Genomic DNA, 25,655 nt, shown 5'->3' on the forward strand with positions numbered 1-25,655 from the left:
CGGGGAGCGTGCGGGCCGGACCGATGCAAGCGGTCGCGAACGGATGGCCGCGACAGGCGGGCAACGCAGCGCGACGACACGAGGCCGCCGCTTCGACCGGGTCGCTCGCGCGTCGGTTGTCGCGGGGCTGCTGCTTGCGGGTGCCGATGCGGCGTTCGCGGACACGGCGACTGCACCGGCGGCGGCCGGCAGCGCACCCGCATCGACGTGCACGGCCAAGCGGCCGACCGTGCTGTTCAACCGCTGGCAGGAAGACTGGTCGGTGCTTGCGAATCCATGCGTGCCGCGCGCGCCGCTCGACGGGTTGAAATACATCCCGCTCGGCAACGATCCGTCATCCTATCTTTCACTCGGCGTGAACCTGCGCGAGCGTCTGGAAACCAACGACGCGCCGTTGTTCGGAATCGGCTCCGCGCAATCGGACACGTACCTGATCCAGCGCGTCGAAGTGCATGCCGATGCGCATCTCGGCCAGCACTGGCAGTTCTTCGTGCAGTTGCAGGACGACCGTGCGTTCGGCAAGAACACGATCTCGCCGGTCGACAGGAACCCGCTCGATCTCGAACAGGCGTTCGCGACCTACACGGGTGCGCTCGGCGGCGGCACGTTCAAGTTCCGCGTCGGCCGCCAGGAGATGGCGTTCGACTTGCAGCGCTTCATCGCCGCGCGCGACGGCCCGAACGTGCGGCAGGCGTTCGATGCGGTGTGGGCCGACTACGAATATCAAAAGTGGCGCTTCATCGCGTATGCGACGCAGCCCGTGCAGAACCGCACCGTGTCCGCGTTCGACGACGTGTCGAACCGCAACCTTACGTTCAGCGGCGTGCGCTTCGAACGGCAGTCGGTCGGGCCCGGCGACCTGTCGGGCTACTGGTCGCGCTACAACCGCAGCAATGCGCGCTTTCTCGATGCGAGCGGCGCCGAGCGCCGCGACGTGTGGGACTTGCGCTACACGGGCACGCAGGGCCGCTTCGACTGGGATCTCGAAACGATGCTGCAGACGGGGACGGTCGGCAGCAGCTCGATCCGTGCCTGGGCGGTGGGTTCGATCGCCGGCTACCGGCTCGACGCACCGTGGTCGCCGCGCGTCGCGCTGCAGGTCGACGCGGCGTCGGGCGACCGGCATCCGCACGACGGCCGCATCGGCACCTTCAATCCGCTGTTTCCGAACGGCTATTACTTCACGCTCGCGGGCTTCACCGGTTACTCGAACCTGATCCACGTGAAGCCGTCGGTGACGCTGAAGCCGTCGCCGAACCTCGCGCTGCTCGGCGCGCTCGGTTTCCAGTGGCGCGAGACGACCGGCGACGCCGTCTACCAGCAGGGCAACGCCGTGGTGCCGGGCGCGGCCGGCAAGGGCGGGTTGTGGACGGGGATGTACGTGCAGCTGCGGGCGGACTGGACGATTGCCGCGAACCTGATCGGCGCGGTCGAGGCCGTGCATTTCCAGGTCGGCGATGCGATCAGGCAGGCGGGCGGGCACAACGCCGACTATGTCGGCGTCGAGCTGAAGTACGGGTGGTGACGAAGGGGCGCGACAACAACCCGCACTCGTGAAAAAGGGCGGCCGCGAGGCCGCCCTTCGTTCGTCCGGGCCGGCAGCGCCGCCGGCCTGTCCGTCGCGATGCCGTTACAGGTTCGGCGACAGCGTGAGCGCGTTCGTCAGGTCGCCCATCGGCTGCGCGCCGTTGGCCTTCAGCGCGTCGTCGCGCTGTTGCAGGCCCGCGAGGCGCGGCAGCGAGTAGCGGCGCGTGATGAAGCGCAGGATCGAGCCCGTGTCGTACTGCGTGTGGTCGACGAAGCCCTTCTTCGCGAACGGCGACACGATCAGCGCCGGAATGCGCGTGCCCGGACCCCAGCGGTCGGCGGTCGGCGGCGCGGCGTGATCCCAGAAGCCGCCGTTTTCGTCGTACGTGACGACCACGACCATGTTCTTCCACTGCGGGCTCGCCTGCAGGTGCGCGATCACGTCGGCGATGTGCTGGTCGCCCGACGTGACGTCCGTGTAGCCCGGGTGCTCGTTCAGGTTGCCCTGCGGCTTGTAGAACGTCACCGCCGGCAGCGCGCCCGCGTCGATCGCCTGGATGAACGTGGCGCCGTTCGCGCCGCCGTCGAGCAGGTGCTGCGCGCGGCTCGCGGTGCCCGGCGCCTGGTTCGCGAAGTAGTTGAACGGCTGGTGGTGCGGCTGGAAGTTCGGCGTCGACAGGTCGGCGCCGTAGATCACGTTCGACGTGCCGTTCTGGCTCGCCTGCAGCGCCTGGCCCCACGCGCCGCTATACCATGCCCACGACACGTTCGCGCTGGTCAGCAGGTCGCCGATGTTGGTGGCCGTCTGCGCCGGCATCGTCGACGCGTTGGCCGGGTCGGCGAGCAGCGGGTCGCCGCCCGTGGCCGCCTTGTTGCCGCTCGGCTGATACGGCGGCTGCATCGTGTTGACCGCGAAGAAGTCGGGCGTGATCGCGCCGTCGTTGACGAACTTCGGCGGGCCGCTCAGCGCGGAGGCGGGCGAGTTCGCGGCGACCTTCAGCGACTTGCCGTCCGCGTTCAGCACGGCGATCTTGCCGGCCGCGGGGCTCGTGTTCGCATTCGCGTAGAACGGCGCGCACGCGCAGATCAGGTACTGGTGGTTCAGGAACGAGCCGCCGAACGCGCCCATGAAGAAGTTGTCGGCGAGCACGTACTGCTGCGCGATCTTCCACAGCGGCAGCTTCGACGGGTCCGGCGTGTAGTGGCCCATCGTCAGGCCGCCGGCATCGGTCCACGCGGCGTACATGTCGTTCTTGCCGCCGTTGATCTGCATCTGGTCCTGGTAGAAGCGGTGCACGATGTCGCGCGTCGCGATGCTCATCGGCTGGTTGAAGCCGTTCGGATCGTCGATCGCGAACGGCGCGTTCGGCAGGTTCGCCGTCATCGCCTCGGTGAGCGCCGGCGTGATGCCGGTCGCGGTCAGGCCGCCCCAGACCTTCGGCAGCGTCGCCATCGTCGAGCCGTCGCGATCCTTCTGCACCGAATTCGCGGCCGTCGCGTTCTGCAGGCCGTTCGCGCCCGGGAAGTTGCCGTACAGGTTGTCGAAGCTGCGGTTTTCCGCATAGATCACGACAACGTTCTTGACGGCCGACAGGCCCTGTTGCGTGACGTCGTCGCCGCCGCAGGCGGTCAGGCTGAGCGCGGCCGCGAGGGCGATCGGCGTGTAGCGAATCCAGGCGTGCTTCTTCATGCGATGTTCTCTCTTTCGTCGTTGGTCGCGTGTGGGAACCGGGTTGGCGTAGGGCCGGCGCAACAGGCTCCGGGCGCCGACCGGCTGCGCGCATTATCTGGAACCCATTTGACAGGCGGGTGTAGGGGTGCTTTCAATTGACTGTCGGTTGAACGTCACGCGACGGTCACGGAACTGACATAAGCTCCGGCCGATTGCCCACCGCTACCAAATAGAACGACGATGCCCACCACCCCGAAATCCCTTGCGTCCGCGCGATCGTTGATCCATGCCGCGGCGGTCATGGCGCTGGCTGCCGGGCTCGCGGCGCTCGCCGGTTGCGATGCGCGGCCCGGCGCGAATTCGCCGGCCGCGTCCGTCGTGCCGGCCGCCCAGGCCGCGCCGGCCGCGCCCGCGGTCGCACCGGCCAGCCAGCCGCAGACGCGTGCGCAGGTGTTCGAGGGCGTGAAGCAGATGACGGCGCTCGGCAAGCAACTGTTCTTCGATCCGTCGCTGTCGGGCTCCGGCAAGCTCGCGTGCGCGACGTGCCACAGCGCCGAACATGCGTTCGGGCCGCCGAACGCGCTGTCGGTGCAGCTCGGCGGCGACGACATGCATCGCACCGGGTTCCGTGCGGCGCCGTCGCTGAAGTACTTGCGCGGCATCCCGCCGTTCAGCGAGCACTTCCACGATTCGCCCGACGAGGGCGACGAAAGCATCGACGCGGGCCCGACCGGCGGGCTGACCTGGGACGGCCGAGTCGACACCCGCGACGCGCAGGCGCGCATTCCGCTCCTGTCGCCGTTCGAGATGAGCAGCTCGCCGGCGCGGGTCGCGCAGGCGGTGCGCGCGGCGCCGTATGCGGACGCGTTCCGCAAGGCATTCGGCGAGCGGGTGCTCGGCGACGATCAGGCGGCGTTCGACGCGGTGTTGCGTGCGCTCGATGCGTTCCAGCAGCAGCCGGCGCTGTTCGATCCGTACACGAGCAAGTACGACGCGTACCTGGCCGGCCGCGCGCAGCTCACGCCCGCCGAATTGCACGGGCTGCAACTGTTCAACGACGAGAAGAAGGGCAACTGCGCGAGCTGCCACATCAGCCAGCGCACGCTCGAAGGCGGCCCGCCGCAGTTCAGCGATTTCGGGCTGATCGTGATCGCGGTGCCGCGCAACCGCGCGCTGCCCGTCAACCGCGACCCGCGCTTTTACGATCTCGGCGCGTGCGGCCCCGAGCGCACCGACCTGAAGGGCCGCGACGAATTCTGCGGGCTGTTCCGCACGCCGTCGCTGCGCAACGTCGCGCTGCGCAAGACGTTCTTCCACAACGGCGTATATCACTCGCTCGAGGACGTGATGCGCTTCTACGTCGAGCGCGACATTCATCCGGAGAAGTTCTACCCGGTCGTGCACGGCAAGGTGCAGATCTACGACGATCTGCCGAAGCGCTACTGGCCGAACATCAACCGCGAACCGCCGTTCGACCGCAAGCGCGGCGAGCAGCCGGCGCTGAATGCGGCCGAGATCAAGGACGTGATCGCGTTTCTGGGTACGTTGACTGACGGATATCAACCCGCTTCGACGCAGGCGGCCCGCTAGGGCTTGTTCCCGCTGATAACGGGAACAGGCCCAAAAGCGTCGTACGCGGCACGCATGCTATGCTCGCTCGCTGACGGGCGTGGCGCGTGCCGGTTCGCCGGCATGCACCGCGCCGTTCGATCGAACATCCAAGGAGAACAACATGTCGATGCGTGCATCCCTTTCCGTCGTCACGCGTGTGCTGGCCGGTGCCGCGTGCGTTGCCGCGATGCTGCCCGCCCACGCGCAGAACAACCTGAACTTCCTGAACGACACGCCGCTCAGCTATTTCAGCAAGGCCGACACCGCGTCGCTGTCGAAGGCCGCCGCGAAGGTGCGCGACGAAGGCAAGGACGGCGAGACGACGACGTGGCAGAACAGCGGCAGCCGCACGCAGATCGAAGCGAAGCTCACGCCGACCACGACCGAGACGGACGGCAAGACCTGCCGCGAAATCACCACCGACATCACCGCGAAGGGCCAGACGATGACGCTCAAGCCCGTCTACTGCAAGACGGCCGCGGGCAAGTGGCAGTTGCAGAAGCGCTGAGCACGCGCGTGACGAAGCGGGGCGACGCGCCGCGCACGGTGTCGTGCGGCGTCGTGATCCTCGATGCGGCCGGCCGCGTGTTCCTCGCGCACGCGACGGACACCACGCACTGGGACATCCCCAAGGGGCAGGGCGAGCCCGGCGAGACGCCGGCCGACGCGGCGCTGCGAGAGCTGCTCGAGGAAACCGGCATCGAGTTCGCGCCGGCCCGGCTGCTCGATCTCGGCCGCTTCGCGTACCGGCACGACAAGGACCTGCACCTGTTCGCGGTGCAGGTGGCGGACGGCGAGATCGATCCCGCGCTGTGCACGTGCACGTCGCTGTTCCCGAGCCGTCGCGACGGCTCGATGATCCCCGAGATGGATGCGTACCGCTGGACCGCGCCGGGCGATATCGACGCGTATGCGAGCCGCAGCCTCGCGCGGCTGTTTCGCACGAAGCTGTCGCTGGCGGAACTGCATCGGCGGCTGTCGGGCGCGTGAATGAGCGCGGTGGCTTCCGTCGCCGCGTCGTTTGGCTTCGCTTCGCTGCAGGCAATAAAAAACCGGCCCTCGAGCCGGTTTTTTCATGGTCGCGCGACGTCGGCCCGAGGCCGCGCGCCGCACGCGGAGCAGGCCGTCAGGCCGGCTTGCCCCAGCTGTCGCGCAGCCCGACGATCCGGTTGAACACGGGCTTGCCCGGCTTCGAATCGACGCGATCGGCAACGAAGTAGCCGTGCCGCTCGAACTGCAGGCGCGTTTCCGGCGCGATGTCGCTGTTGCCCGGCTCGACGTACGCTTGCACGATCTTCTTCGAATCGGGATTCAGCGCCTCGAGGAAGTTCGCGCCGCCCGCGTCCGGATGCGGCTCCTTGAACAGGCGGTCGTAGATCCGCACTTCGGCCGGCTGCGCATGCTTCGCGCTGACCCAGTGGATGTTGCCCTTGACCTTGTACGTGTTCGCGCCTTCGGTGCCCGACTTGCTGTCCGGGAAGTAGTTGCAGTGCACGGCCGTCACGTTGCCGTCGGCGTTCTTGTCGAAGCCCGTGCACTCGATCACGTAGCCGTAGCGCAGGCGCACCTTGTTGCCCGGGAACAGGCGGAAATAGCCCTTCGGCGGGTTCTCGACGAAATCCTCGCGCTCGATCCACAGCTCGCGCGAGATCGGGAACGTGCGCACGCCGCGCTCCGGGTGATGCGGATGCACGGGCGCCGTGCACGCTTCTTCCTGGCCTTCCGGATAGTTGTCGATCACGAGCTTCAGCGGATCGAGCACCGCGACCGTGCGCGCCGCCTTGGCGTCGAGGTCGTCGCGCAGCGCGCCTTCGAAGATGCTCATGTCGATCCACGAATCGATCTTCGTCACGCCGATCCGTTCGCAGAACAGGTGGATGCTCTCCGGCGTGAAGCCGCGGCGGCGCACACCGACGATCGTCGGCATCCGCGGGTCGTCCCAGCCGTCGACGTGGCCTTCGGTGACGAGCTGCAGCAGCTTGCGCTTGCTGGTGATCGCGTACGTGAGGTTCAGCCGCGAGAATTCGATCTGCTGCGGCAGCGGGCGCGTGAACACGCCGGCTTCCGCGAGTTCGTTCAGCACCCAGTCGTACAGCGGGCGGTGATCCTCGAACTCGAGCGTGCACAGCGAATGCGTGATGCCTTCGAGCGCATCCGAGATGCAGTGCGTGTAGTCGTACATCGGATACACGCACCACGCGTCGCCGGTGCGGTAGTGATGTGCGTAGCGGATCCGGTAGATCACCGGGTCGCGCATGTTCATGTTCGGCGAAGCCATGTCGATCTTCGCGCGCAGCACGTGCTCGCCTTCCTTGAACTCGCCGGCCTTCATGCGGCGGAACAGGTCGAGGTTCTCGTCGGGCGTGCGGTCGCGGAACGGCGACGGCTTGCCGCCTTCCGTCAGCGAGCCGCGGTTCGCGCGCATTTCGTCGGCGCTCTGGCTGTCGACATATGCCTTGCCGCGCTTGATCAGCAGCTCGGCGAACTCGTACAGCTTGTCGTAGTAGTCGCTCGCGAAATACTGGTGGTCGACCGCGTCCTTGCGCCAGTCGAAACCGAGCCAGCGCACCGCGTCGACGATCGAGTCGACGTACTCGACGCTTTCCTTTTCCGGATTCGTGTCGTCGAAGCGCAGGTGGCACACGCCGCCGTAGTCGCGCGCGACGCTGAAGTTCAGGCAGATGCTCTTCGCGTGGCCGATGTGCAGATAACCGTTCGGCTCGGGCGGGAAGCGCGTTTCGACGCGGCCGCCCCATTTGCCGGTGCGGTTGTCGTCGTCGATGATGTTGCGGATGAAGTTGGAAGCCGCGGGGGCGTCGTTGCGTTCGGTGCTCATGCGGTTGGCGTCAGGTTGTGTCGGCGCGTCGCGCCGGTTTAATCCTGTAATTCTACCTGACCGGGGTCCGTCCCGCGCGGCTTGCGGGTGAAGGGCGGTGCGTTCGCGATGCGTACCGCAATATCTCGATAGTGTGTCCGCTGTAACACGACGTAAATCGGATTGCTCGCGCCGTTTGGGTTTTCCTATGATGGCTTCACCGATTCAATGCCGCCGTTCGCGTAATTGCGTGGCGGGAGGAAGCCAAGAAATCATGATGAAGAAGACCACTTTTCTGGTTCGTACCGCGGTGATCGTCGCGGCACTGTCGCAACTCGGCGCATGCGCGATGACGCATACGCAACGTAATGCCGGTATCGGCGCGGCCGCGGGCGGCGCGCTCGGCTACCTGATCACGGGCGGCCCGGTCGGCACGGTTGCCGGCGCGGCGGCAGGCGGCCTGGTCGGCGCCGGCGTGCGCTGATCGAAGCCGGCGCGACTGAGCGCCGGCCGGTCGTGACATCGTCCCGAGCGCGTCACGACCTTTCTGCACACTCCTCCGGTTTTTTTGACAGGCAGCATCAGGGAGAGGAGGGTGTGCGACACTTCGTCGACATCACATAACGACACCATTCGTCGACGAATCCTTCCATGAGCACCCCCCTCGTTTTCGTCCTGCCGGGCTACGGCAATTCGGGCCCGCTTCACTGGCAAAGCCGCTGGGAGCGCGCCGATGCGCGTTTCTCGCGTGTCGCGATGCCCGACTGGGACCGCGCGTTCCGCAACGGCTGGTGTCTCGCGCTCGATCGCGCGGTCGAAGCCGCGTGCGGGCCGGTGCTGATCGCGGGCCACAGCCTCGGCACGCTGACCACCGCATGGTGGGCGACGCGCTATGCGCGTCCGGCCGCGCTCGCGAAAGTGCGCGGCGCGCTGCTCGTCGCGCTACCCGATCCCGGCGGGCCGGCATTTCCGCCCGACGCGCACGGCTTCGGGCCCGTGCCGCACGAGCGGCTGCCGTTTCCGACCTGTGTCGTCGCGAGCAGCGACGATCCGTATGGCTCGCTCGCGTTCGCGCGCGGCTGCGCGCATGCGTGGGGCAGTGAGTTTCGCGACATCGGCCCGCGCGGCCACATCAACGCGGACAGCGGGCTCGGCGACTGGCCGGCCGCGCGCGGCTGGCTGGACGCGCTCGCGCGGTAGTCGCCGCCGCGCGAGCGCCTGAAGCGGCCGTTCGTCAGATCGCCTGCTTCGCCTTCAACGCCGCGATCCGTTCGTCGTCGTAGCCGAGCATGTCGCGCAGCACGTCGTCGGTCTGCGCGCCGAGCAGCGGCGGGGCCGTGCGCGCGTCGGGCGGCGTCGCGCTCATCCGGATCGGGTTGCGCACGAGCTGCACGTCCGCGCCGCACGGGTGCGGCAGCGACACCTGCATCCCGCGCGCGACGACCTGCTCGTTGTCGAACACTTCCTCCAGATCGTTGATCGGCCCGCACGGCACGCCGGCCGCTTCGAGCACGCCGATCCAGTCGGCCTTGCCGCGCGCCTTCACCATCTCCGCGAGGATCGGCACCAGCGTGTCGCGGTGGCGCACGCGCGACGGGTTCGTCGCGAAGCGCTCGTCGTCGGCCAGTTCGGGCCGGCCGCCGGCCTCGACGAACTTGCGGAACTGCCCGTCGTTGCCGACCGCGACGATGATCCACCCGTCGCTCGTCTGGAACGTCTGGTACGGCACGATGTTCGGATGCGCATTGCCCCAGCGCGCCGGCGGCTTGCCGCTCGCGAGGAAGTTGGTGTTCATGTTCGCGAGCAGCGCGATCTGCACGTCGAGCAGCGCCATGTCGATGTACTGGCCTTCGCCCGTACGGTCGCGGTGCGCGAGCGCGGCGAGCACCGCGATCGTCGAGTAGAGGCCGGTCGCGAGATCGGCGATCGCGACGCCGGCCTTCTGCGGGCCGCCGCCCGGCTCGCCGTCGCGCTCGCCGGTGATGCTCATGAAGCCGCCGATTCCCTGCACGATGAAGTCGTAGCCCGCGCGGTGCGCGTACGGGCCGGTCTGGCCGAAGCCGGTGACCGAGCAGTAGACGAGATCGGGTTTCACCGCGCGCAGCGATTCGTAATCGAGCCCGTATTTCTTCAACTGGCCGACCTTGTAGTTCTCGAGCACGACGTCGCTTAACGCGGCGAGTTCGCGCACGATCTGCTGGCCTTCGGGCGTCGCGATGTCGATCGTCACCGAGCGCTTGTTGCGGTTCGCCGCGAGGTAGTACGCGGCCTCGGCGGTATCCGCGCCGTCCGCGTCCTTCAGGTACGGCGGCCCCCAATGGCGCGTGTCGTCGCCGGCGCCGGGGCGCTCGACCTTGATCACGTCCGCGCCGAAATCGGCGAGGGTCTGCGCGCACCACGGGCCCGCAAGCACACGGGTGAGGTCCAGCACGCGGATATGGCTCAGGGCACCCATCGTCGAATCGTCTCCTTTCATGGCTGGCCTTCCTTGTCGGGCAAGACCGATTGGCATGCCGAGCATCTTAAGGCGAATCGGCCATCCGGGTGGCCCAGCCGGGCCGTCCGGATGGCCGAGCCGCTTTGCCGGCGCTTTGCCCGGAAGCCGGCCCCGATCCCGTATAATCGATCATTTCCGAATCCATGCCGCCGCGCGCCCCGCCTGGGGCGCCGGCGTTTGAAGCCGTCTTTGCCAGACTGTCCCCGCACGCCATGAAAGCTGCCGAAATCCGCGAGAAATTCCTCAAATTCTTCGAATCGAAGGGCCACACGATCGTCCGCTCGTCGAGCCTCGTGCCCGGTAACGACCCCACGCTGATGTTCACGAACTCGGGCATGGTCCAGTTCAAGGACGTCTTCCTCGGCACGGACCCGCGACCGTATTCGCGCGCCACGACGGCGCAGCGCAGCGTGCGCGCGGGCGGCAAGCACAACGACCTCGAGAACGTCGGCTACACGGCGCGCCACCACACGTTCTTCGAGATGCTCGGCAACTTCTCGTTCGGCGACTACTTCAAGCACGACGCGATCCGCTTCGCGTGGGAGCTGCTGACCACGGTCTACCAGCTGCCGAAGGAAAAGCTGTGGGTCACCGTGTACCAGGAAGACGACGAGGCGTACGACATCTGGGCGAAGGAAGTCGGCGTGCCGGCCGAGCGCATCATCCGGATCGGCGACAACAAGGGCGCGCGCTACGCGTCGGACAACTTCTGGACGATGGGCGATACGGGCCCGTGCGGCCCGTGCACCGAGATCTTCTACGATCACGGCCCGGACGTGTGGGGTGGCCCGCCGGGGTCGGCCGAGGAAGACGGCGATCGCTACATCGAGATCTGGAACCTCGTGTTCATGCAGTTCAACCGCGACGCGCAGGGCAACATGACGCGCCTGCCGAAGCAGTCGGTGGACACCGGCATGGGCCTCGAGCGCCTCGCCGCGGTGCTGCAGCACGTGCACAGCAACTACGAGATCGACCTGTTCCAGAACCTGATCAAGGCCGCCGCGCGCGTGACCGAGATCAGCGACCTCACCAACAACTCGCTGAAGGTGATCGCCGATCACATCCGCGCGTGCTCGTTCCTGATCGTCGACGGCGTGATCCCCGGCAACGAAGGCCGCGGCTACGTGCTGCGCCGGATCGTGCGCCGCGCGATTCGCCACGGCTACAAGCTCGGCCGCAAGGGTTCGTTCTTCCACAAGCTGGTGGCCGACCTCGTCGCCGAGATGGGTGTCGCGTATCCGGAGCTGAAGGAAGCCGAACAGCGCGTGACCGACGTGCTGCGCCAGGAAGAAGAGCGCTTCTTCGAAACGATCGAGCACGGGATGTCGATCCTCGAGGGCGCGCTGGCCGACGTCGAAGCGAAGGGCGGCAAGGTGCTCGACGGCGAACTCGCGTTCAAGCTGCACGATACCTACGGCTTCCCGCTCGACCTCACGGCCGACGTGTGCCGCGAGCGCGGCATGACGGTCGACGAGCCAGCATTCGACGACGCGATGGCGCGCCAGCGCGAGCAGGCGCGCGCGGCCGGCAAGTTCAAGGCCACGCAGGGCCTCGAATACACGGGCGCGAAGACCACCTTCCACGGCTACGAGGAAATCGCGTTCGACGACGCGAAGGTCGTCGCGCTGTACGTCGACGGCTCGTCGGTCAGCGAAGTGAAGGGCGGCCAGGATGCGGTCGTCGTGCTCGACCACACGCCGTTCTACGCGGAATCGGGCGGCCAGGTCGGCGACCAGGGCGTGCTCGCGAATGCGTCGACGCGCTTCGCGGTGGCCGACACGCTGAAGGTGCAGGCCGACGTGATCGGCCACCACGGCACGCTCGAGCAGGGCACGCTGAAGGTCGGCGACGTGCTGCGCGCGGAAATCGACGCGCATCGCCGCGCGCGCACGCAGCGCAACCACTCGGCCACCCACCTGATGCACAAGGCGCTGCGTGAAGTGCTCGGCGCGCACGTGCAGCAGAAGGGCTCGCTCGTCGACGCCGACAAGACCCGTTTCGACTTCGCGCACAACGCGCCGATGACCGACGACGAAATCCGTCGCGTCGAGCAGATCGTCAACAACGAAATCCTCGCGAACGCGCCGGGCATCGTGCGCGTGATGCCGTACGACGAAGCGGTGAAGGGCGGCGCGATGGCGCTGTTCGGCGAGAAGTACGGCGATGAAGTGCGCGTGCTCGACCTCGGCTTCTCGCGCGAACTGTGCGGCGGCACGCACGTGCACCGCACCGGCGACATCGGCTTCTTCAAGATCGTCGTCGAAGGCGGCGTCGCGGCCGGCATCCGCCGCGTCGAGGCGATCACCGGCGACAACGCGGTGCGCTTCGTGCAGGATCTCGACGCCCGCGTGAACGAAGCCGCGGCCGCGCTGAAGGCGCAGCCGTCGGAGCTCACGCAGCGCATCGCGCAGGTGCAGGACCAGGTGAAGTCGCTCGAGAAGGAACTGGGCGCGCTGAAGTCGAAGCTCGCATCGAGCCAGGGCGACGAACTCGCGCAGCAGGCCATCGAAATCGGCGGCGTGTACGTGCTGGCCGCGACGCTCGACGGCGCCGACGCGAAGACGCTGCGCGAAACGGTCGACAAGCTGAAGGACAAGCTGAAGAGCGCGGCGATCGTGCTGGCGGCCGTCGAAGGCGGCAAGGTCAGCCTGATCGCGGGCGTCACGCCCGACGCGAGCAAGAAGGTCAAGGCCGGCGAGCTCGTGAACTTCGTCGCGCAGCAGGTCGGCGGCAAGGGCGGCGGCCGTCCGGACATGGCGCAGGCAGGCGGCACCGAGCCGGCGAACCTGCCGGGCGCACTGGCCGGTGTGAAGGGCTGGGTCGAAGAGCGTCTTTGATCGGCCTGGCCGGCGCGGCGCCCGCGAGAGCGGGGCGCCGGCCGGCACCGCGCGATTCTTTTGAACGGAATCGCATGAAACGAAACGACCCGAATCGGCCATTGGCCGGTCGGGTCGTTTTGCGTTTGCACGGGGCGCGTGTGGCCGATCCGCCGCCATGCCTGACGCACGAACGGTCGCCGGCCATGCGGACGGGCGGCGCACGGGTGCGTCGTCGTGCGTCCGTCCGCGGATCGCGTCAGGCCGGCTGCGCCACGCGCGGCTTCTGCGCCGGGTCGGGCTGCCGCGCGGCCTCCTCGAGCGCGTCGCGCAGCGCGGCGAGCGCCGCCGACGCGTAACCCTGCCGCCACGCGAGCAGCGTGTCGATCCCTTCGAGTTCGGGAATCGTGTGCGCGGCGATGTTGCCGGTCTCGGGCTGCAGGTCGAGCACCGAACGCGGCGCGACCGCGATGCCCGCGCCGGCCGCGACGCACGCGACGATCGCGTGATACGAGCCGAGTTCGAGCACGCGCGCCGGCTTCATCCCATGGGCGGCATACCACTGCTCGGCGTACTTGCGATATGCGCAGCCGCGCTCGAACGCGATCAGCGTCGGCAGGATCACGTCGCGCGGCGTGCGCACCGGCGGATGGCCGCGCGGCGTGAGCAGCACCAGATCCTCGCGGAAGACCGGCACCGTCTCGAACGTGTCGGGCAGCGTGTCCGGCGTGGGCGGGCGCGCGAACAGCGCGGCGTCGATCTCGAAGTCGCGCACCTTGCCGATCAGCCAGCCCGTCGTGCCCGTCACCAGTTCGAGCGACACGTCGGGCCACGCATGGTGATAGCGCGCGAGCACGGTCGGCAGCCGGCTCGCGGCCGTGCTTTCCATCGTGCCGAGCCGCAGCCGCCCGCGCGGCGTGTCCTCGCGCACCGCGTCGCGCGCCTCGTCGGCGAGCGCCAGCAGGCGCTCCGCATACGGCAGCAGCGTGTGCCCGGCCGGCGTCAGCACGAGCCGGCGGCCGTCGCGCACGAACAGCGCCGCGCCGAGTTCCTCCTCGAGCTGCTTGATGCGCGTCGTGACGTTCGACTGCACGCGATTGAGCTTCGCCGCCGCGCGCGTCACGCCGTTCTCGCGCACGACCGCCCGGAAAATCGCCAGCGCAGCCAGGTCCATGATTCTCTCCAAGCGATGAATGGATTCTTAATTATTCATTTTTCGAGAACGTCTGGTCAAGCTACGATGGAAGCATTCCGGTTTCCGATCCGGCCGGCGTGTCGCGCGCCGGCCCACGCCGCCATGTCTCGTTCCGATGCCCCGACCGCCGCCGCCGGCGCGCTTTCGTCCGATCAGGCCGACCGCCGCGCCCGCGCGGCCGCGCTGGCCTGCATGGTCGGCCTCGCCGTCGTGCTCGGCGTCGGCCGTTTCGCGTTCACGCCGCTGCTGCCGCTGATGCTCGCGGACGGCTCGATCGGCCTGAAGGCCGGCGGCTGGCTCGCATCGGCGAACTACGCGGGTTATTTCGCCGGCGCGGTCAGTTGCGCGGCGCTGCGCGTCGCGCCCGCACGGATGGTCCGCTTCGGGCTCGCGGCCACCGTGCTGCTCACCGCCGCGATGGGCATCGGCCATCTGCTGCCCGTGTGGCTCGCGGTGCGCTTCGTCGCGGGCGTCGTCAGCGCGTGGACGTTCGTATTCGTGTCGCAATGGGGGCTGCGGCGCCTGGCCGAGCTGCACGCGCCCGAGTGGAGCGGCGTGATCTACGCGGGGCCCGGCGTCGGCATCGTGCTGACGGGGCTGATCGGCAGTGCGCTGGCTGGCCGGCCGGCGGCGTCGGGCTGGCTCGGCTTCGCGGCGCTGTCGGCCGTGCTGTCGGTCGCGATCTGGCGCACATTTTCTGCCGCGCCGGCGCAAGGCGTGCCGGCGGCCGGCGCCGCGCCGCATGCGGCCGCGGCGGCCTCCGCGGCGCCCCCAGGCGCGCGCCGGCATCGAGCCGATGCCGCGTGGCTCGTCGTGCTGTACGGGACGCCGGGCTTCGGCTACATCATCACCGCGACGTTCCTGCCCGTGATCGCGCGCGCCGCGCTGCCGGTCGGCTCGCCGTGGCCCGACCTGTTCTGGCCGATGTTCGGCGCGGCGCTGATCGTCGGCGCGATCGCCGCCGCGCGGCTGCCCGGGCACTGGGACAACCGGCTGCTGCTGGCGGCCGGCTGCGCGACGCAGGCGCTCGGCATCGCGGCCGGGATCGTGTGGCCGAACGCGCTCGGCTTCTCGGTCGGCAGCGCGCTGCTGGGCCTGCCGTTCACCGCGATCACGCTGTTCGCGATGCGCGAGGCGCGGCGCCTGCACGGCGAGCGCGCGGCCGGGCTGATGGGCTATGCGACCGCGTCGTACGGGGTCGGGCAGATTATCGGGCCGCTCGTCGCGGCGCCGCTTGCCGCGCGCTTCGGGTCGTTTTCCCCGGCGCTGTGGGTCGCGGTGGGCGCGCTGCTCCTGGGTGCCGCCGGCTTCGCGGCGACCGCCGCAAAGGGCCGCCTGCGACCCTGACGCCCGCGGGGCCGGATCGTCTGCGGCGCGGGCAAACTCGCTAGAATGGAAGCCTTTCCCGCGCCGAGCGGGCGCGCGGGCAGCCGGCAGGCGTCCGCCGGGCGTCCGCCAGATCCCCATCGATGACCATCGCCGACTACCGCTTTTGCCCGCGCTGCGCGAGCCCGCTGACCGAGCGCGCCGATCCCGAACATGAAGGCGGCCGCGTCCGCCAGGCGTGCCCCGACGACACCTGCGGCTATGTCCACTGGAACAACCCGCTGCCCGTCGTCGCGGCGATCGTCGAGGTCGACGGCAAGATCCTGCTCGCGCGCAACGCGGCCTGGCCCGAAGGGATGTTCGCGCTGATCACCGGCTTCCTCGAGAACGGCGAGACGCCCGAGGACGGCATCGCGCGCGAGGTGTTCGAGGAAACGGCGCTGAAGGCCGAGCACGTGTCGCTCGTCGGCGTGTACGAATTCATCCGCAAGAACGAACTGATCATCGCGTACCACGTGCGCGCGTCGGGCACGGTCGCGCTGTCGCCGGAACTGCTCGAATACCGGCTCGTCGATCCGCCGCTGCTGCGCCCGTGGCGCGCGGGCACGGGCGTCGCACTCGCCGACTGGATGCGGGCGCGCGGCCTCGATTTCGAATTCGTCGACCGGCCGGGGCAGTGACGGGCCGGCCCGTCCGCAGGTTTTCATCCGCCGTGCCGCGCGCGATCGCGACGCAGCGCTTCGCTTGTTGCCGGCGCGCCGTGCCACTCGGCCGCCGCGCATCGCCTCCATCGTCCTGACCGCCATCGCCATGTCCGACAAGCCGCAGTCGCGTTCCCGCGACGCCTATCGCCACTTCCTGCCGATCACGACCCGCTGGATGGACAACGACGTCTACGGGCACGTGAACAACGTCGTCTACTACAGCTACTTCGACACCGTCGTGAACGAGTACCTGATCCGCGCGGGCGTGCTCGACGTCGAGCACGGGCAGACGATCGGGCTGGTCGTCGAGACGCAGTGCAACTACTTCGCGCCGCTCGTGTTTCCGCAGTCGGTCGACGCGGGGCTGCGCGTCGCGAAGCTCGGCACGTCGAGCGTGCGCTACGAGGTCGGGCTGTTCGCGCAAGGCGATGCATCGCCCGCCGCGCAGGGGCATTTCGTGCACGTGTACGTCGATCGCGGCACGCGCCGCCCGGTCGCGCTGCCGGATGCGCTGCGCGCGGCGCTCGAACCGCTCGCCGGCTGACGGGCGCGCGGCGGTGCACGCGGTCGCGCTCCAGGCCTTCAACGGCCTCAGCTACGGTTTGCTGCTGTTCATGCTGTCGGCGGGTCTCACGCTGATCTTCAGCGTGCAGGGCGTGCTGAACTTCGCGCATGCGAGCTTCTACATGCTCGGTGCGTATGTCGGCTACAGCATCGCGGCGCGCGCGGGCTTCTGGCCCGCGCTCGTGCTCGCGCCGCTCGCGGTCGGGCTGCTCGGCGCCGGCTGCGAACGCTGGCTGCTGCGCCGCGTGCAGGCACGCGGCCATACGAGCGAGCTGCTGCTGACCTTCGGCCTGGCCTACCTGATCGGCGAGGGCGCGAAACTGCTGTGGGGGCTCGCGCCGCTGCCGGCGCCCGTGCCGACGCTGTTTGACGGCGCACCCGTGACCGTATTCGGCCTCGCGCTGCCGCGCTACCGGCTGTTCATGATGGGGATGTCCGCGGCGATGCTGGTCGCGCTCGGCGCGCTGCTGCGCGTGTCGCGCATCGGGCTCGTCGTGCGCGCGGCGCTGACGCATCGCGCGGCCGTCGAGGCGCTCGGCTACGACGTGCCGCGCGTGATGACCTTGTTGTTCGGCACGGGCACCGCGCTCGCGGCACTGGCCGGCGTGATCGGCGCGCCGCTCGCGGTGATCGAACCCGCGCTGGCCGAGACCGTCGGGTCGGTCGTGTTCGCGGTCGTCGTGATCGGCGGCCTCGGTTCGCTCGGCGGCGCGTTCGCCGCGTCGCTCGCGGTCGGTTTCGCGCAGACCTTCGCGGCCGCGAGCGACACGTCGCTGCGCGACCTCGCGTTATGGGCCGGCGTCGCGCTGCCCGACAGCGTGGCCGCGGTTTCGATCGCGCAGCTGGCGCCGCTGGTGCCGTACCTGCTGCTCGTTGCGGTGCTGGTCGCGCGGCCGCGCGGTCTGTTCGGCGAGCGCGCCGATGCGTAGCCGCGCGCTCGCCGGTTTCGTGCGCTGGGCGCTGTTCGCCGCGTGCGTCGCGCTGCCCGCGTGGCTGTGGCCGCACGGCGCGGTGCTCGGTTATCTCGCGCAGACGGCCGCGCTCGTCGTGCTCGCGCTGTCGTACAACCTGCAGCTCGGCACGACCGGGCTGCTGTCGTTCGGGCATGCGGCGTTTGCGGGCCTCGGCGCCTTCGCGGCCGCGCACTGGTTCAACCGCTTCGGCGGCCCGCTGCCGCTGCTGCCGCTCGTCGGCGGCATGGCCGGCGCGGGCTTCGGCTTCGTCGCCGGGCTGCTCGCGACGCGCCGTTCAGGCACTGCGTTCGCGATGATCACGCTCGGGCTCGGCGAATGCGTTGCGGCCGCCGCGTGGAGCGTGCCCGCGTGGTTCGGCGGCATCGGCGGCGTGCCGATCGATCGCGCGAGCGGCACACCGTGGGGCGGCTGGCAATTCGGCGCGCCGGTGCAGGCGTACGCGGTGATCGCCGCATGGTGCGTTGCGTCGGCGTTCGCGATGCATGCGCTGACGCGCACGCCGCTCGCGCGGCTCGCGAACGCGGTGCGCGACAACCCGGAACGCGTTGCCGCGCTCGGCACCGATCCGCGCCGCGTGCGGCTCGCGATGGTCACCTGCGCATCGTTCTTCGCGGGCATCGCCGGCACGCTGACGCTGATCGACGTCGAAATAGCGACACCCGACAGCGTGTCGATGGCGCGCTCGGCGACCGTGCTGATCGCCGCGGTCATCGGCGGCACCGGCGCGTTCTTCGGGCCGGCGGCCGGCGCGGCGATGCTGACCGCGCTGAGCATCGTCGTCGCGGGCGTGTCGCGTGCGTGGGCGCTGTATCTCGGCGTGTTGTTCGTCGTGATCGTCGTGGCCGCACCGCGCGGGATCGCGGGCATCGCGCAAGCGCTCGCGCATGCGTTGCGCCGCGGCGCGCCGGCGGCCGAGCGGTGGCGCATGCTGTGCGGCATCGGCGCGTGCGTGTTCTGGGGCGTCGCGATCGTCTGCGCGGCCGAGCTCGGTTATGCGTGGCGCTTCGCGCAGGACGACGGCACGGGCCTCGCGTTCGGCGCATGGAGTATCGACGCCGATACGCCGGCCGGCTGGGCCGTCGCGTGCTCGGCGGCCGGCATCGGCACGCTGCTGTGGGGCTGGCGCGCGCGGCTCGTGCAGGGCACGCGGGCCGGCAAGCGGGAGGACGGGCGATGAACGGCAACGCGATCGCGCTGCATGGCGTCGTGCAGCGCTTCGGTGCGCAAACGGTGCTCGACGGCGTCGAGCTGAGCATCGCGGCCGGCGAGCGCCATGCGCTGATCGGGCCGAACGGCGCGGGCAAGTCGACGCTGTTCGGCGTGATCGCAGGCGCGACGCGGCCGACCCGCGGGCGCGTCGTGCTGCACGGCGTCGAGCTGCGTGGGCGCGGGCCGGTCGTCGCGAGCCGTCTCGGCATCGGCCGCAGTTTCCAGCAGACGAGCGCGTTCGCGCGGCTGACCGTATTCGACAACCTGCGCTGCGCGGCGCTGCATGCGCCGGCCGAGCGGCGGCGCTGGTGGAACCGGCTGCGCGAATCGGCGTCGGTCGATCTCGCGGCCGCGCGCGTGCTGCACGACATCGGTCTCGACGCGCGGCGCGACACGCCGGCCGCCGAGCTGGGCTATGCGGAGCAGCGCGCGCTCGATCTCGGGATCGCGCTCGCGAGCGGCGCGCGCACGCTGCTGCTCGACGAGCCGACGGCCGGCATGAGCCGCGCGCAGGCGGCGCGGATGATCGCGCTGATCCGGGCGACGACGCAGGGCCGCACGGTGCTGATGATCGAGCACGACATGGACGCGGTGTTCGGCTTCGCCGAACGCATCACGGTACTCGTGCGCGGCACGGTGGTCGCGACCGGCGAGCCCGATGCGATCCGCGCCGATCCGGCGGTGCGCGCCGCGTATCTCGGGGAGGGCAGCGTATGACGAGCGCACTGCTCGACATTCGCGACCTGCGCGCGTGGTATGGATTGCAGCCCGTGCTCGACGGCGTCGAGCTCGCGCTCGCGCCGGGCGAGACGCTCGCGCTGCTCGGCCGCAACGGCTCGGGGCGCTCGACGCTCGCGAAGGCCGTGATGGGGCTCGTGCGCACGGCCGGCTCGGTGCGCGTCGCCGGCGCCGAATGCGCGGGCGCGCGCACGTTCGAGATCGCGCGGCGCGGCGTCGCTTACGTTGCCGAAAGCCGCGACGTGTTTCCGCTGCTGACCGTGCGCGACAACCTGAAGCTCGGGCTGCGCGGCACGCGCGGCGTGGCCGAACGCGCGGCGCTCGAACGCCTGTTCGACCGTTTTCCGCTGCTGGCCGCGCGCGCGGACGTGAAGGCCGGGCGGTTGTCGGGCGGCGAGCAGCAGGTGCTCGCGCTGGTGCGTGCGCTCGCCGGCGGCCCGCGCGTGCTGATCGTCGACGAACCGGCCGAAGGGCTCGCGCCGCTCGCGGTCGACGAAGTCGGTGCGTGCCTCGCCGCGCTGCAGGCCGACGGCGTCGCGATCGTGCTGATCGAGCAGCGTTTGCAGCTTGCGCCGAGGTTGACGACGCGCGTCGCGGTAATGGGGCGCGGACGGATCGTCTACGACGGCGCGCTCGACGGGCTGGCCGGAGACATCGCCAACGCGTGGCTGAGCGCCGGCTGACGGCGCCGAACCGATTGTTCGGCTGGCCCCGCCAGACAATTCGCGTCGAGCCGCTTTATCGCCGCCGCGCGGCACCTTAAATTGCCACTCATGCCGGGCCGCAACATCGATGCGGCAACCGGCGCCATCCATCGATAGTCATCTGACTGAGGAATGAAATCATGAGCAAGCTGGCAAACAAGGTAGCGATCGTCACGGGCGGATCGAAGGGCATCGGCGCCGCGATCGCGCGGGCGCTGGCCGCGGAAGGCGCGTCGGTCGTCGTCAATTACGCGAGCAGCAAGGCGGGCGCCGACGCGGTGGTGAGCGCGATCGTCGAAGCCGGCGGCCGCGCGGTCGCGGTCGGCGGCGACGTGTCGAAGGCAGCCGATGCGCAGCGCATCGTCGATACGGCGATCGACACGTACGGCCGTCTCGACGTGCTCGTCAACAATTCCGGCGTGTACGAATTCGCGCCGATCGAAGCGATCACCGAAGAGCACTACCGCCGGCAGTTCGATACGAACGTGTTCGGCGTGCTGCTCACGACGCAGGCGGCCGTCAAGCATCTCGGCGAAGGCGCGAGCATCATCAACATCAGCTCGGTGGTGACCAGCATCACGCCGCCCGCCAGCGCGGTGTACAGCGGCACCAAGGGCGCGGTCGACGCGATCACCGGCGTGCTCGCGCTCGAGCTCGGCCCGCGCAAGATCCGCGTGAATGCGATCAACCCGGGCATGGTCGTGACCGAGGGCACGCACAGCGCGGGCATCATCGGTTCCGATCTCGAAGCGCAGGTGCTTGGCCAGACGCCGCTCGGCCGCCTCGGCGAGCCGAACGACATCGCGTCGGTCGCCGTGTTCCTCGCATCGGACGATGCACGCTGGATGACCGGCGAACACCTCGTCGTGAGCGGCGGGTTGAACTGATCCCGCGATACGGCAAATCGGCACCATCGGCGCGCGTGCGCCGATGGTGCCGATTGCGTCGTCAAGCGATCATCGCCAGCGCGTTCGCGCCGACGTGCCAGCGCAGGCTCTCGACGACGAGCGCGTGATTGCGTTCGGAATCGAGCCCCGCGATCGTCATGGCACCGACGAGGCCCGCACCGGCGACTCGCAACGGCACGCCGCCGCCGTCGAGCGCATAGTCGTCGTCCGACAGGCCCTGCGACCGCAGCGACCAGCCGGCGCGGCGAAACTGCGCGCCGACCTCGAGCGAACTCAGGCCGAAACGGAGCACGGTGTTCTGCCGGCGGCGGATCGCGTCGCTGTCTTCCGCACCGCTGCCGTCTAGCGCGCAGTAGAACAGCGGTGCCGCTTCGCCGACGATGCCGACCGCGATCGGCAGCCCGCGGCGCGACGCGATATTGACCGCGATTTCCCCCAGCCGGCGCGCGACGTCGGCATTGAAGCGCGGCAGCGCAGTGTCCGGCGTGTCGTCGTCGAGGGGCGCGTGATCGATGCGCAGGAAGGTCGTCACCATGGCGGCTCCGTATCGTCGCAAGTCGGGTTCGCGCGCCGGCGCCGCCTCGTGACGGGCCGCGCGCTTGCCCGTCGTTCGTTCAGCGCTTCGGCGCCGCGTCGAGCATCCACTCGTGCGCGGGATCGTTCTTGAACGCCCACGCGCGGCTCGGCCCGGCCATCACGTTCAGGTAGTACAGGTTGTAGCCGTGCGGCGCGACGACCGGGTGATAGCCGCGCGGCACCATCACGACGTCGTGGTTCTCGACCGCGCATGCTTCGTCGAGGCTGCGGTCGTCCGTGTACACGCGTTGGAACGCGAAGCCCTGCGGCGGGTCGATCCGGTGGTAATACGTTTCCTCGAGCGAGGTCTCGTCGGGTGCCGCGTCGCGATCGTGCTTGTGCGGCGGATAGCTGCTCGAATGGCTGGCCGGCGTGACGACCTCGACGACCAGCAGCCGCTCGGCCGCCGGGTTGTCGCCCATCAGGATGTCGCACACGTAGCGCGTGTTGGTGCCTTGCCCGCGCACCGAACGGCGCATCCGTTCGCCGTCGAGGCGCCGCACCGGCTTGTCGCCGCTCGCGTACGGCGCGGTGCACAGCGCGATTTCCGCATCGCGCGTCGCGACCAGCGTGACCGTCTTGCCGCCCGGCACGTACAGCGCGTCCGGCGACACGTCTTCGAATACGCTGTCGCGCTTGCCGAGCGCATCGTAGGTTTCGCCGTCGACGTCCGCGCGCACCGTGCCGGTGAGCACGACGACGCACAGCTCGCGCGCGCCGGTGTCGAGCGTTTCGGTGTCGCCGGCCTTCAGGCGCAGCGCGCGAAAACCGACATGCTTCCAGCCGGCCGACTCGGGCGTGACATTGCAGATTTCGCGGTCGGCAGATGCCTTGACCAGCAGGGGAGAAATCGTCATGGGGTGGGGCTCCGCAATAGAGTGGGGCTCAAGCGTTCGGGCACTTGCTTGCTCACGCGCTCAACCGGTCGACGATCGCGCGCAGCGATTCATAGCCCTTCTTCGCATACGCGTAGCTCGGCGCGACGGCCGGATCCTGCTCGGCCTCGACGACGAGCCAGCCTTCATAGCCGGCGTCCTTCAGCGTGCGCAGCGTCGCGTCGTAGTCGAGCGCGCCGTCGCCGGGCACCGTGAAGGTGCCGTTGATCACGCCGTTCAGGAAGCTCCAGCCGTCGTTGCGCGCCTGCGTGACGACCTGCGCCCGCACGTCCTTGCAATGCACGTGGACCACGCGCGACACGTGCTTCTTCAGCAGCGTCACCGGGTCGGCCGCGCCGCCGAAATACGCGTGGCCGGTGTCGAACAGCAGGAACACCTTGGCCGGATCGGTCAGCGCCATCAGCCGGTCGACGTCGTCGGGCGACTCGACGTACGCGCCCATGTGGTGATGGTAGGCGAGCTTGATCCCGTACGTGTCGAGCAGGTGCGCGCCGAATGCGTCGAGCCGCGCCGCGTAGCGCTGCCAGGCTGCGTCGTCGACGAAGCGCGGCCGCTTCGCGACCGGCGTGTCGATGCTGCCCTGGATCGTGCCCGCGCATTCGCCGTACACGACCACCTTCACGTCGTTGTACTGCAGCTTCGTCATGTGCGCGCGGCAGCGCTCGATTTCCGCGGCGACGGCATCGGCGTCGCTCATGCCCGGTTCGACTTCCGCGAGGAAGCCCGAATACCAGCCCGATACGCACACGAGCCCGAACTCGGCGAGCTTCGCCTTCAGCTCGGGGCCCGTCTTCGGAAACTTGTTGCCGAGCTCGAAGCCCGCGTAGCCGATTTCGGCGCCTTCCTTCAGCGCCGTTTCGAGCGGCGTCTCGCCGCCGAGCGACGGCAGGTCGTCGTTCATCCACGACAGGGGATTGATACCGATGCGGACTTTCCAGCTCATGACGTGCTTCCTTGGTTCGAATGTGTTTTTCGCGGGGCGGGTTCGTGGGCAGCGCGCGGCGTCAGCGCCGCTGCCGGGTCTTTGCGTCGAGATACGCGCGGTGCGCTTCTTCGACACCGGCACGCTCGGATACCTGCGGCACCGCGACTTCCCACCACGCGCCGCCGTCGTCGGTCGTGCGCTTGTGCGTGGTGTCGATCACGAGCACCTGGCTCGTCTTCGCCGCGCGAGCGCGCTTCATTTCGCTGCGCAGCTCGCCGACGTCGCGCACGTGCACCGCGTCGGCGCCCATCGCACGCGCATGCATCGCGAAGTCGATCGTCGAGCGCGCGCCGCCTTCCGGCACGCAGTCGTCGAGCATGTTGTTGAAGCTCGCGCCGCCGCAATTCAGCTGCAGCCGCTCGATGCAGCCGTAGCCGCGGTTGTCGAGGATCACGACGATCAGCTTGCGGCCGAGCATCACGGAAGTGGCGAGCTCGGCGTTGAGCATCATGTACGAGCCGTCGCCGACGATCACGATCACTTCGCGTTCGGGCCGCGCGAGCTTCGCGCCGAGGCCGCCCGCGACTTCGTAACCCATGCACGAGTACGCATAGTCCATGTGGTAGTTGCCCGGCACGCCGCTGCGCCACAGCTTGTGCAGCTCGGCCGGCAGCGTGCCGGCCGCGCATACCACGAGGTCGTCGCGCGCGCTGTCGCACCCCGCGTCGGCCGCGGAATCGCGCACCGCGCCGATCACTTCCGCGTCGTACGGCAGCGTGTCCTTCGGCACGCGCGTCGTCAGCTCGGCCACGCGCGCGTTCCACGCGGCGGCCTGGTCGCGGTTGGCGGTCGTCCATGCCGCGTCGGCGCGCCAGCCGGCCAGCGCGGCCGACAACTGGGCGAGGCCCGTGCGCGCATCGGCGACCAGTTGCCGGCCGCGTTTCTTGCCCGCGTCGAACGGCGCCACGTTCAGGCTCAGCAGCGTTGCATCGCCGTAAAGCGCATGCGAGCCGGTCGTGAAATCCTGCAGCCGCGTGCCGACCGCGAGCACGACGTCGGCCTGCGCGGCCGCGCGGTTCGCGGCGGGCGAGCCCGTCACGCCGATCGAGCCGAGGTTCAGCGGGTGATCCCACGCGAGGCTGCCCTTGCCGGCCTGCGATTCGGCGACCGGCACGCCGTGCGTGTCGGCGAACGCGCGCAGCGCGTCCCACGCCTGGCTGTACAGCACGCCGCCGCCGGCGACGATCAGCGGTTTCTTCGCGGCCTTCAGCACGTCGAGCGCATCGGCGAGTTCGAGCGGGTCGGCCGGCGGCCGGCGCATCCGGATCACCGGCGGCGCGAAGAAATCCTCGGGCCAGTCGTACGCGAAGGTCTGCACGTCCTGCGGCAGCGCGAGACACACGGGGCCGCATTGCGCGGGGTCGGTCATCACCTGGATCGCGCGCGGCAGTGCGACGAGCAACTGCTCGGGCGACGTGATCCGGTCGAAGTAGCGCGTGACGGGGCGGAAGCAGTCGTTCGCGCTGACGTCGCCCTGTTCGAAATCCTCGACCTGCTGCAGCACGGGGTCGGGCAGCCGCGACACGAACACGTCGCCGGGCAGCAGCAACAGCGGCAGCCGGCCGACGTGCGCGAGTGCGGCCGACGTCAGCATGTTGGTCGCGCCGGGGCCGATGCTCGACGTCGCGGCCATCATCCGCTGGCGGAAATTCGCTTTCGCGAATGCGACGGCCGCGTTGGCCATCCCTTGCTCGTTATGCGCGCGGAACGTCGGCAGCCGGTCTTTCTCGGCGTGCAATGCTTCGCCGAGCCCGGCCACGTTGCCGTGGCCGAAGATCGCGAACACGCCGCCGCAGTACGGCAGGATCTCGGTGCGGCCGTCGGGCTGGACGACTTCGGCGCGCAGGGCGGCCAGGTAGCGCACGAGCGCCTGGCTGACGGTCAGTCTCACGGTAGGGGTCATCGTCGGTCGGTGAAGAAGGATTGGATCGGTCATGA

At 69.4% G+C, this 25,655-nt stretch carries 23 protein-coding genes; 15 read left to right on the forward strand and 8 right to left on the reverse strand.

Going from position 1 to position 25,655, the window contains the following annotated elements; genetic code table 11:
* Nucleotides 1–43 precede the first annotated feature (43 nt).
* Nucleotides 44–1,525: an alginate export family protein gene (locus tag GD429_RS18775; protein ID WP_152858861.1), complete on the forward strand. Its 1,482-nt coding sequence runs from the start codon at nt 44–46 to the stop codon at nt 1,523–1,525.
* Nucleotides 1,526–1,630: 105 nt separating this feature from the next.
* Here the strand turns inward: GD429_RS18775 and GD429_RS18780 are convergent, their stop codons facing one another.
* Nucleotides 1,631–3,217, reverse strand: coding sequence for an acid phosphatase (locus GD429_RS18780; protein ID WP_193727140.1), 1,587 nt, complete (start codon nt 3,215–3,217; stop codon nt 1,631–1,633).
* Nucleotides 3,218–3,439: 222 nt separating this feature from the next.
* On the opposite strand from GD429_RS18780, the gene GD429_RS18785 reads away from it, so the two are divergent.
* The 3 genes from GD429_RS18785 (at nt 3,440) to GD429_RS18795 (ending at nt 5,800) form a co-directional block, all read left to right on the forward strand.
* On the forward strand, nt 3,440–4,789 hold the full coding sequence (locus GD429_RS18785) for a cytochrome-c peroxidase (RefSeq protein WP_152858865.1): 1,350 nt from the start codon (nt 3,440–3,442) through the stop codon (nt 4,787–4,789).
* Between the two features lie 142 nt (nt 4,790–4,931).
* Nucleotides 4,932–5,318: an RT0821/Lpp0805 family surface protein gene (locus tag GD429_RS18790; RefSeq protein ID WP_072444405.1), complete on the forward strand. Its 387-nt coding sequence runs from the start codon at nt 4,932–4,934 to the stop codon at nt 5,316–5,318.
* Between the two features lie 8 nt (nt 5,319–5,326).
* Nucleotides 5,327–5,800, forward strand: a complete 474-nt coding sequence (locus GD429_RS18795) for an NUDIX hydrolase (protein WP_174420520.1) — start codon at nt 5,327–5,329, stop codon at nt 5,798–5,800.
* Between the two features lie 136 nt (nt 5,801–5,936).
* Here the strand turns inward: GD429_RS18795 and GD429_RS18800 are convergent, their stop codons facing one another.
* Entirely contained in the window at nt 5,937–7,646 is a 1,710-nt protein-coding gene (locus GD429_RS18800) for a glutamine--tRNA ligase/YqeY domain fusion protein (RefSeq protein ID WP_152858867.1), read from the reverse strand.
* A gap of 253 nt (nt 7,647–7,899) precedes the next feature.
* Here GD429_RS18800 and GD429_RS18805 point away from each other — a divergent pair, with 253 nt between their 5' ends.
* Complete coding sequence (locus GD429_RS18805; RefSeq protein ID WP_006497729.1) at nt 7,900–8,109, forward strand: ornithine acetyltransferase; 210 nt, start codon at nt 7,900–7,902, stop codon at nt 8,107–8,109.
* Nucleotides 8,110–8,276: 167 nt separating this feature from the next.
* Nucleotides 8,277–8,825, forward strand: a complete 549-nt coding sequence (locus GD429_RS18810; RefSeq protein ID WP_152858869.1) for an RBBP9/YdeN family alpha/beta hydrolase — start codon at nt 8,277–8,279, stop codon at nt 8,823–8,825.
* A 34-nt stretch (nt 8,826–8,859) separates the two neighbouring features.
* Here the strand turns inward: GD429_RS18810 and GD429_RS18815 are convergent, their stop codons facing one another.
* Nucleotides 8,860–10,080 (reverse strand): CaiB/BaiF CoA transferase family protein, encoded by a 1,221-nt coding sequence (locus GD429_RS18815; protein ID WP_152858871.1) that lies wholly within the window; start codon nt 10,078–10,080, stop codon nt 8,860–8,862.
* A 254-nt stretch (nt 10,081–10,334) separates the two neighbouring features.
* Here GD429_RS18815 and alaS point away from each other — a divergent pair, with 254 nt between their 5' ends.
* Complete coding sequence (gene alaS, locus GD429_RS18825) at nt 10,335–12,959, forward strand: alanine--tRNA ligase (protein ID WP_152858873.1); 2,625 nt, start codon at nt 10,335–10,337, stop codon at nt 12,957–12,959.
* A 238-nt stretch (nt 12,960–13,197) separates the two neighbouring features.
* Here the strand turns inward: alaS and GD429_RS18830 are convergent, their stop codons facing one another.
* Complete coding sequence (locus tag GD429_RS18830) at nt 13,198–14,112, reverse strand: LysR substrate-binding domain-containing protein (protein WP_034183360.1); 915 nt, start codon at nt 14,110–14,112, stop codon at nt 13,198–13,200.
* 123 nt (nt 14,113–14,235) lie between these two features.
* Between GD429_RS18830 and GD429_RS18835 the strand changes: the two genes are divergently transcribed.
* The 8 genes from GD429_RS18835 to GD429_RS18870 all read left to right on the forward strand — a co-directional run bounded on the left by GD429_RS18835 (nt 14,236) and on the right by GD429_RS18870 (nt 21,239).
* Nucleotides 14,236–15,480: a YbfB/YjiJ family MFS transporter gene (locus GD429_RS18835; RefSeq protein WP_152858875.1), complete on the forward strand. Its 1,245-nt coding sequence runs from the start codon at nt 14,236–14,238 to the stop codon at nt 15,478–15,480.
* Nucleotides 15,481–15,602: 122 nt separating this feature from the next.
* Entirely contained in the window at nt 15,603–16,139 is a 537-nt protein-coding gene (locus tag GD429_RS18840) for an NUDIX domain-containing protein (protein ID WP_152858877.1), read from the forward strand.
* A 130-nt stretch (nt 16,140–16,269) separates the two neighbouring features.
* Entirely contained in the window at nt 16,270–16,707 is a 438-nt protein-coding gene (locus GD429_RS18845; RefSeq protein WP_152858879.1) for an acyl-CoA thioesterase, read from the forward strand.
* Between the two features lie 13 nt (nt 16,708–16,720).
* On the forward strand, nt 16,721–17,656 hold the full coding sequence (locus GD429_RS18850; RefSeq protein ID WP_321574711.1) for a branched-chain amino acid ABC transporter permease: 936 nt from the start codon (nt 16,721–16,723) through the stop codon (nt 17,654–17,656).
* Complete coding sequence (locus GD429_RS18855; RefSeq protein WP_152858882.1) at nt 17,649–18,878, forward strand: branched-chain amino acid ABC transporter permease; 1,230 nt, start codon at nt 17,649–17,651, stop codon at nt 18,876–18,878. The genes GD429_RS18850 and GD429_RS18855 overlap by 8 nt, the downstream gene beginning before the upstream one ends.
* Entirely contained in the window at nt 18,875–19,627 is a 753-nt protein-coding gene (locus GD429_RS18860; protein WP_152858883.1) for an ABC transporter ATP-binding protein, read from the forward strand. The genes GD429_RS18855 and GD429_RS18860 overlap by 4 nt, the downstream gene beginning before the upstream one ends.
* A complete protein-coding gene (locus GD429_RS18865; protein WP_152858884.1) occupies nt 19,624–20,331 on the forward strand; it encodes an ABC transporter ATP-binding protein in 708 nt (235 codons plus the stop codon). Before GD429_RS18860 ends, GD429_RS18865 begins: the two co-directional genes overlap by 4 nt.
* Before the next feature lie 161 nt (nt 20,332–20,492).
* The gene (locus tag GD429_RS18870) at nt 20,493–21,239 is read left to right on the forward strand and encodes an SDR family NAD(P)-dependent oxidoreductase (protein ID WP_152858885.1); all 747 of its coding nucleotides are present in this window, start codon (nt 20,493–20,495) and stop codon (nt 21,237–21,239) included.
* A 61-nt stretch (nt 21,240–21,300) separates the two neighbouring features.
* Here the strand turns inward: GD429_RS18870 and GD429_RS18875 are convergent, their stop codons facing one another.
* The 4 genes from GD429_RS18875 to iolD all read right to left on the reverse strand — a co-directional run bounded on the left by GD429_RS18875 (nt 21,301) and on the right by iolD (nt 25,620).
* Nucleotides 21,301–21,795 carry a heme-degrading domain-containing protein gene (locus tag GD429_RS18875; RefSeq protein ID WP_152858886.1) on the reverse strand — a complete coding sequence of 165 codons (495 nt, stop codon included), beginning with the start codon at nt 21,793–21,795 and terminating at the stop codon, nt 21,301–21,303.
* Nucleotides 21,796–21,874: 79 nt separating this feature from the next.
* Complete coding sequence (gene iolB, locus GD429_RS18880; protein ID WP_152858888.1) at nt 21,875–22,693, reverse strand: 5-deoxy-glucuronate isomerase; 819 nt, start codon at nt 22,691–22,693, stop codon at nt 21,875–21,877.
* A 52-nt stretch (nt 22,694–22,745) separates the two neighbouring features.
* Nucleotides 22,746–23,675, reverse strand: a complete 930-nt coding sequence (iolE, locus tag GD429_RS18885; RefSeq protein ID WP_152858890.1) for a myo-inosose-2 dehydratase — start codon at nt 23,673–23,675, stop codon at nt 22,746–22,748.
* Nucleotides 23,676–23,736: 61 nt separating this feature from the next.
* A complete protein-coding gene (iolD, locus tag GD429_RS18890; RefSeq protein WP_152858892.1) occupies nt 23,737–25,620 on the reverse strand; it encodes a 3D-(3,5/4)-trihydroxycyclohexane-1,2-dione acylhydrolase (decyclizing) in 1,884 nt (627 codons plus the stop codon).
* Nucleotides 25,621–25,655: the final 35 nt, after the last annotated feature.

The sequence above is a fragment of the Burkholderia sp. BE17 genome (genome assembly GCF_009362305.1).
Taxonomy (GTDB): Bacteria; Pseudomonadota; Gammaproteobacteria; order Burkholderiales; family Burkholderiaceae; genus Burkholderia; species Burkholderia pyrrocinia_C.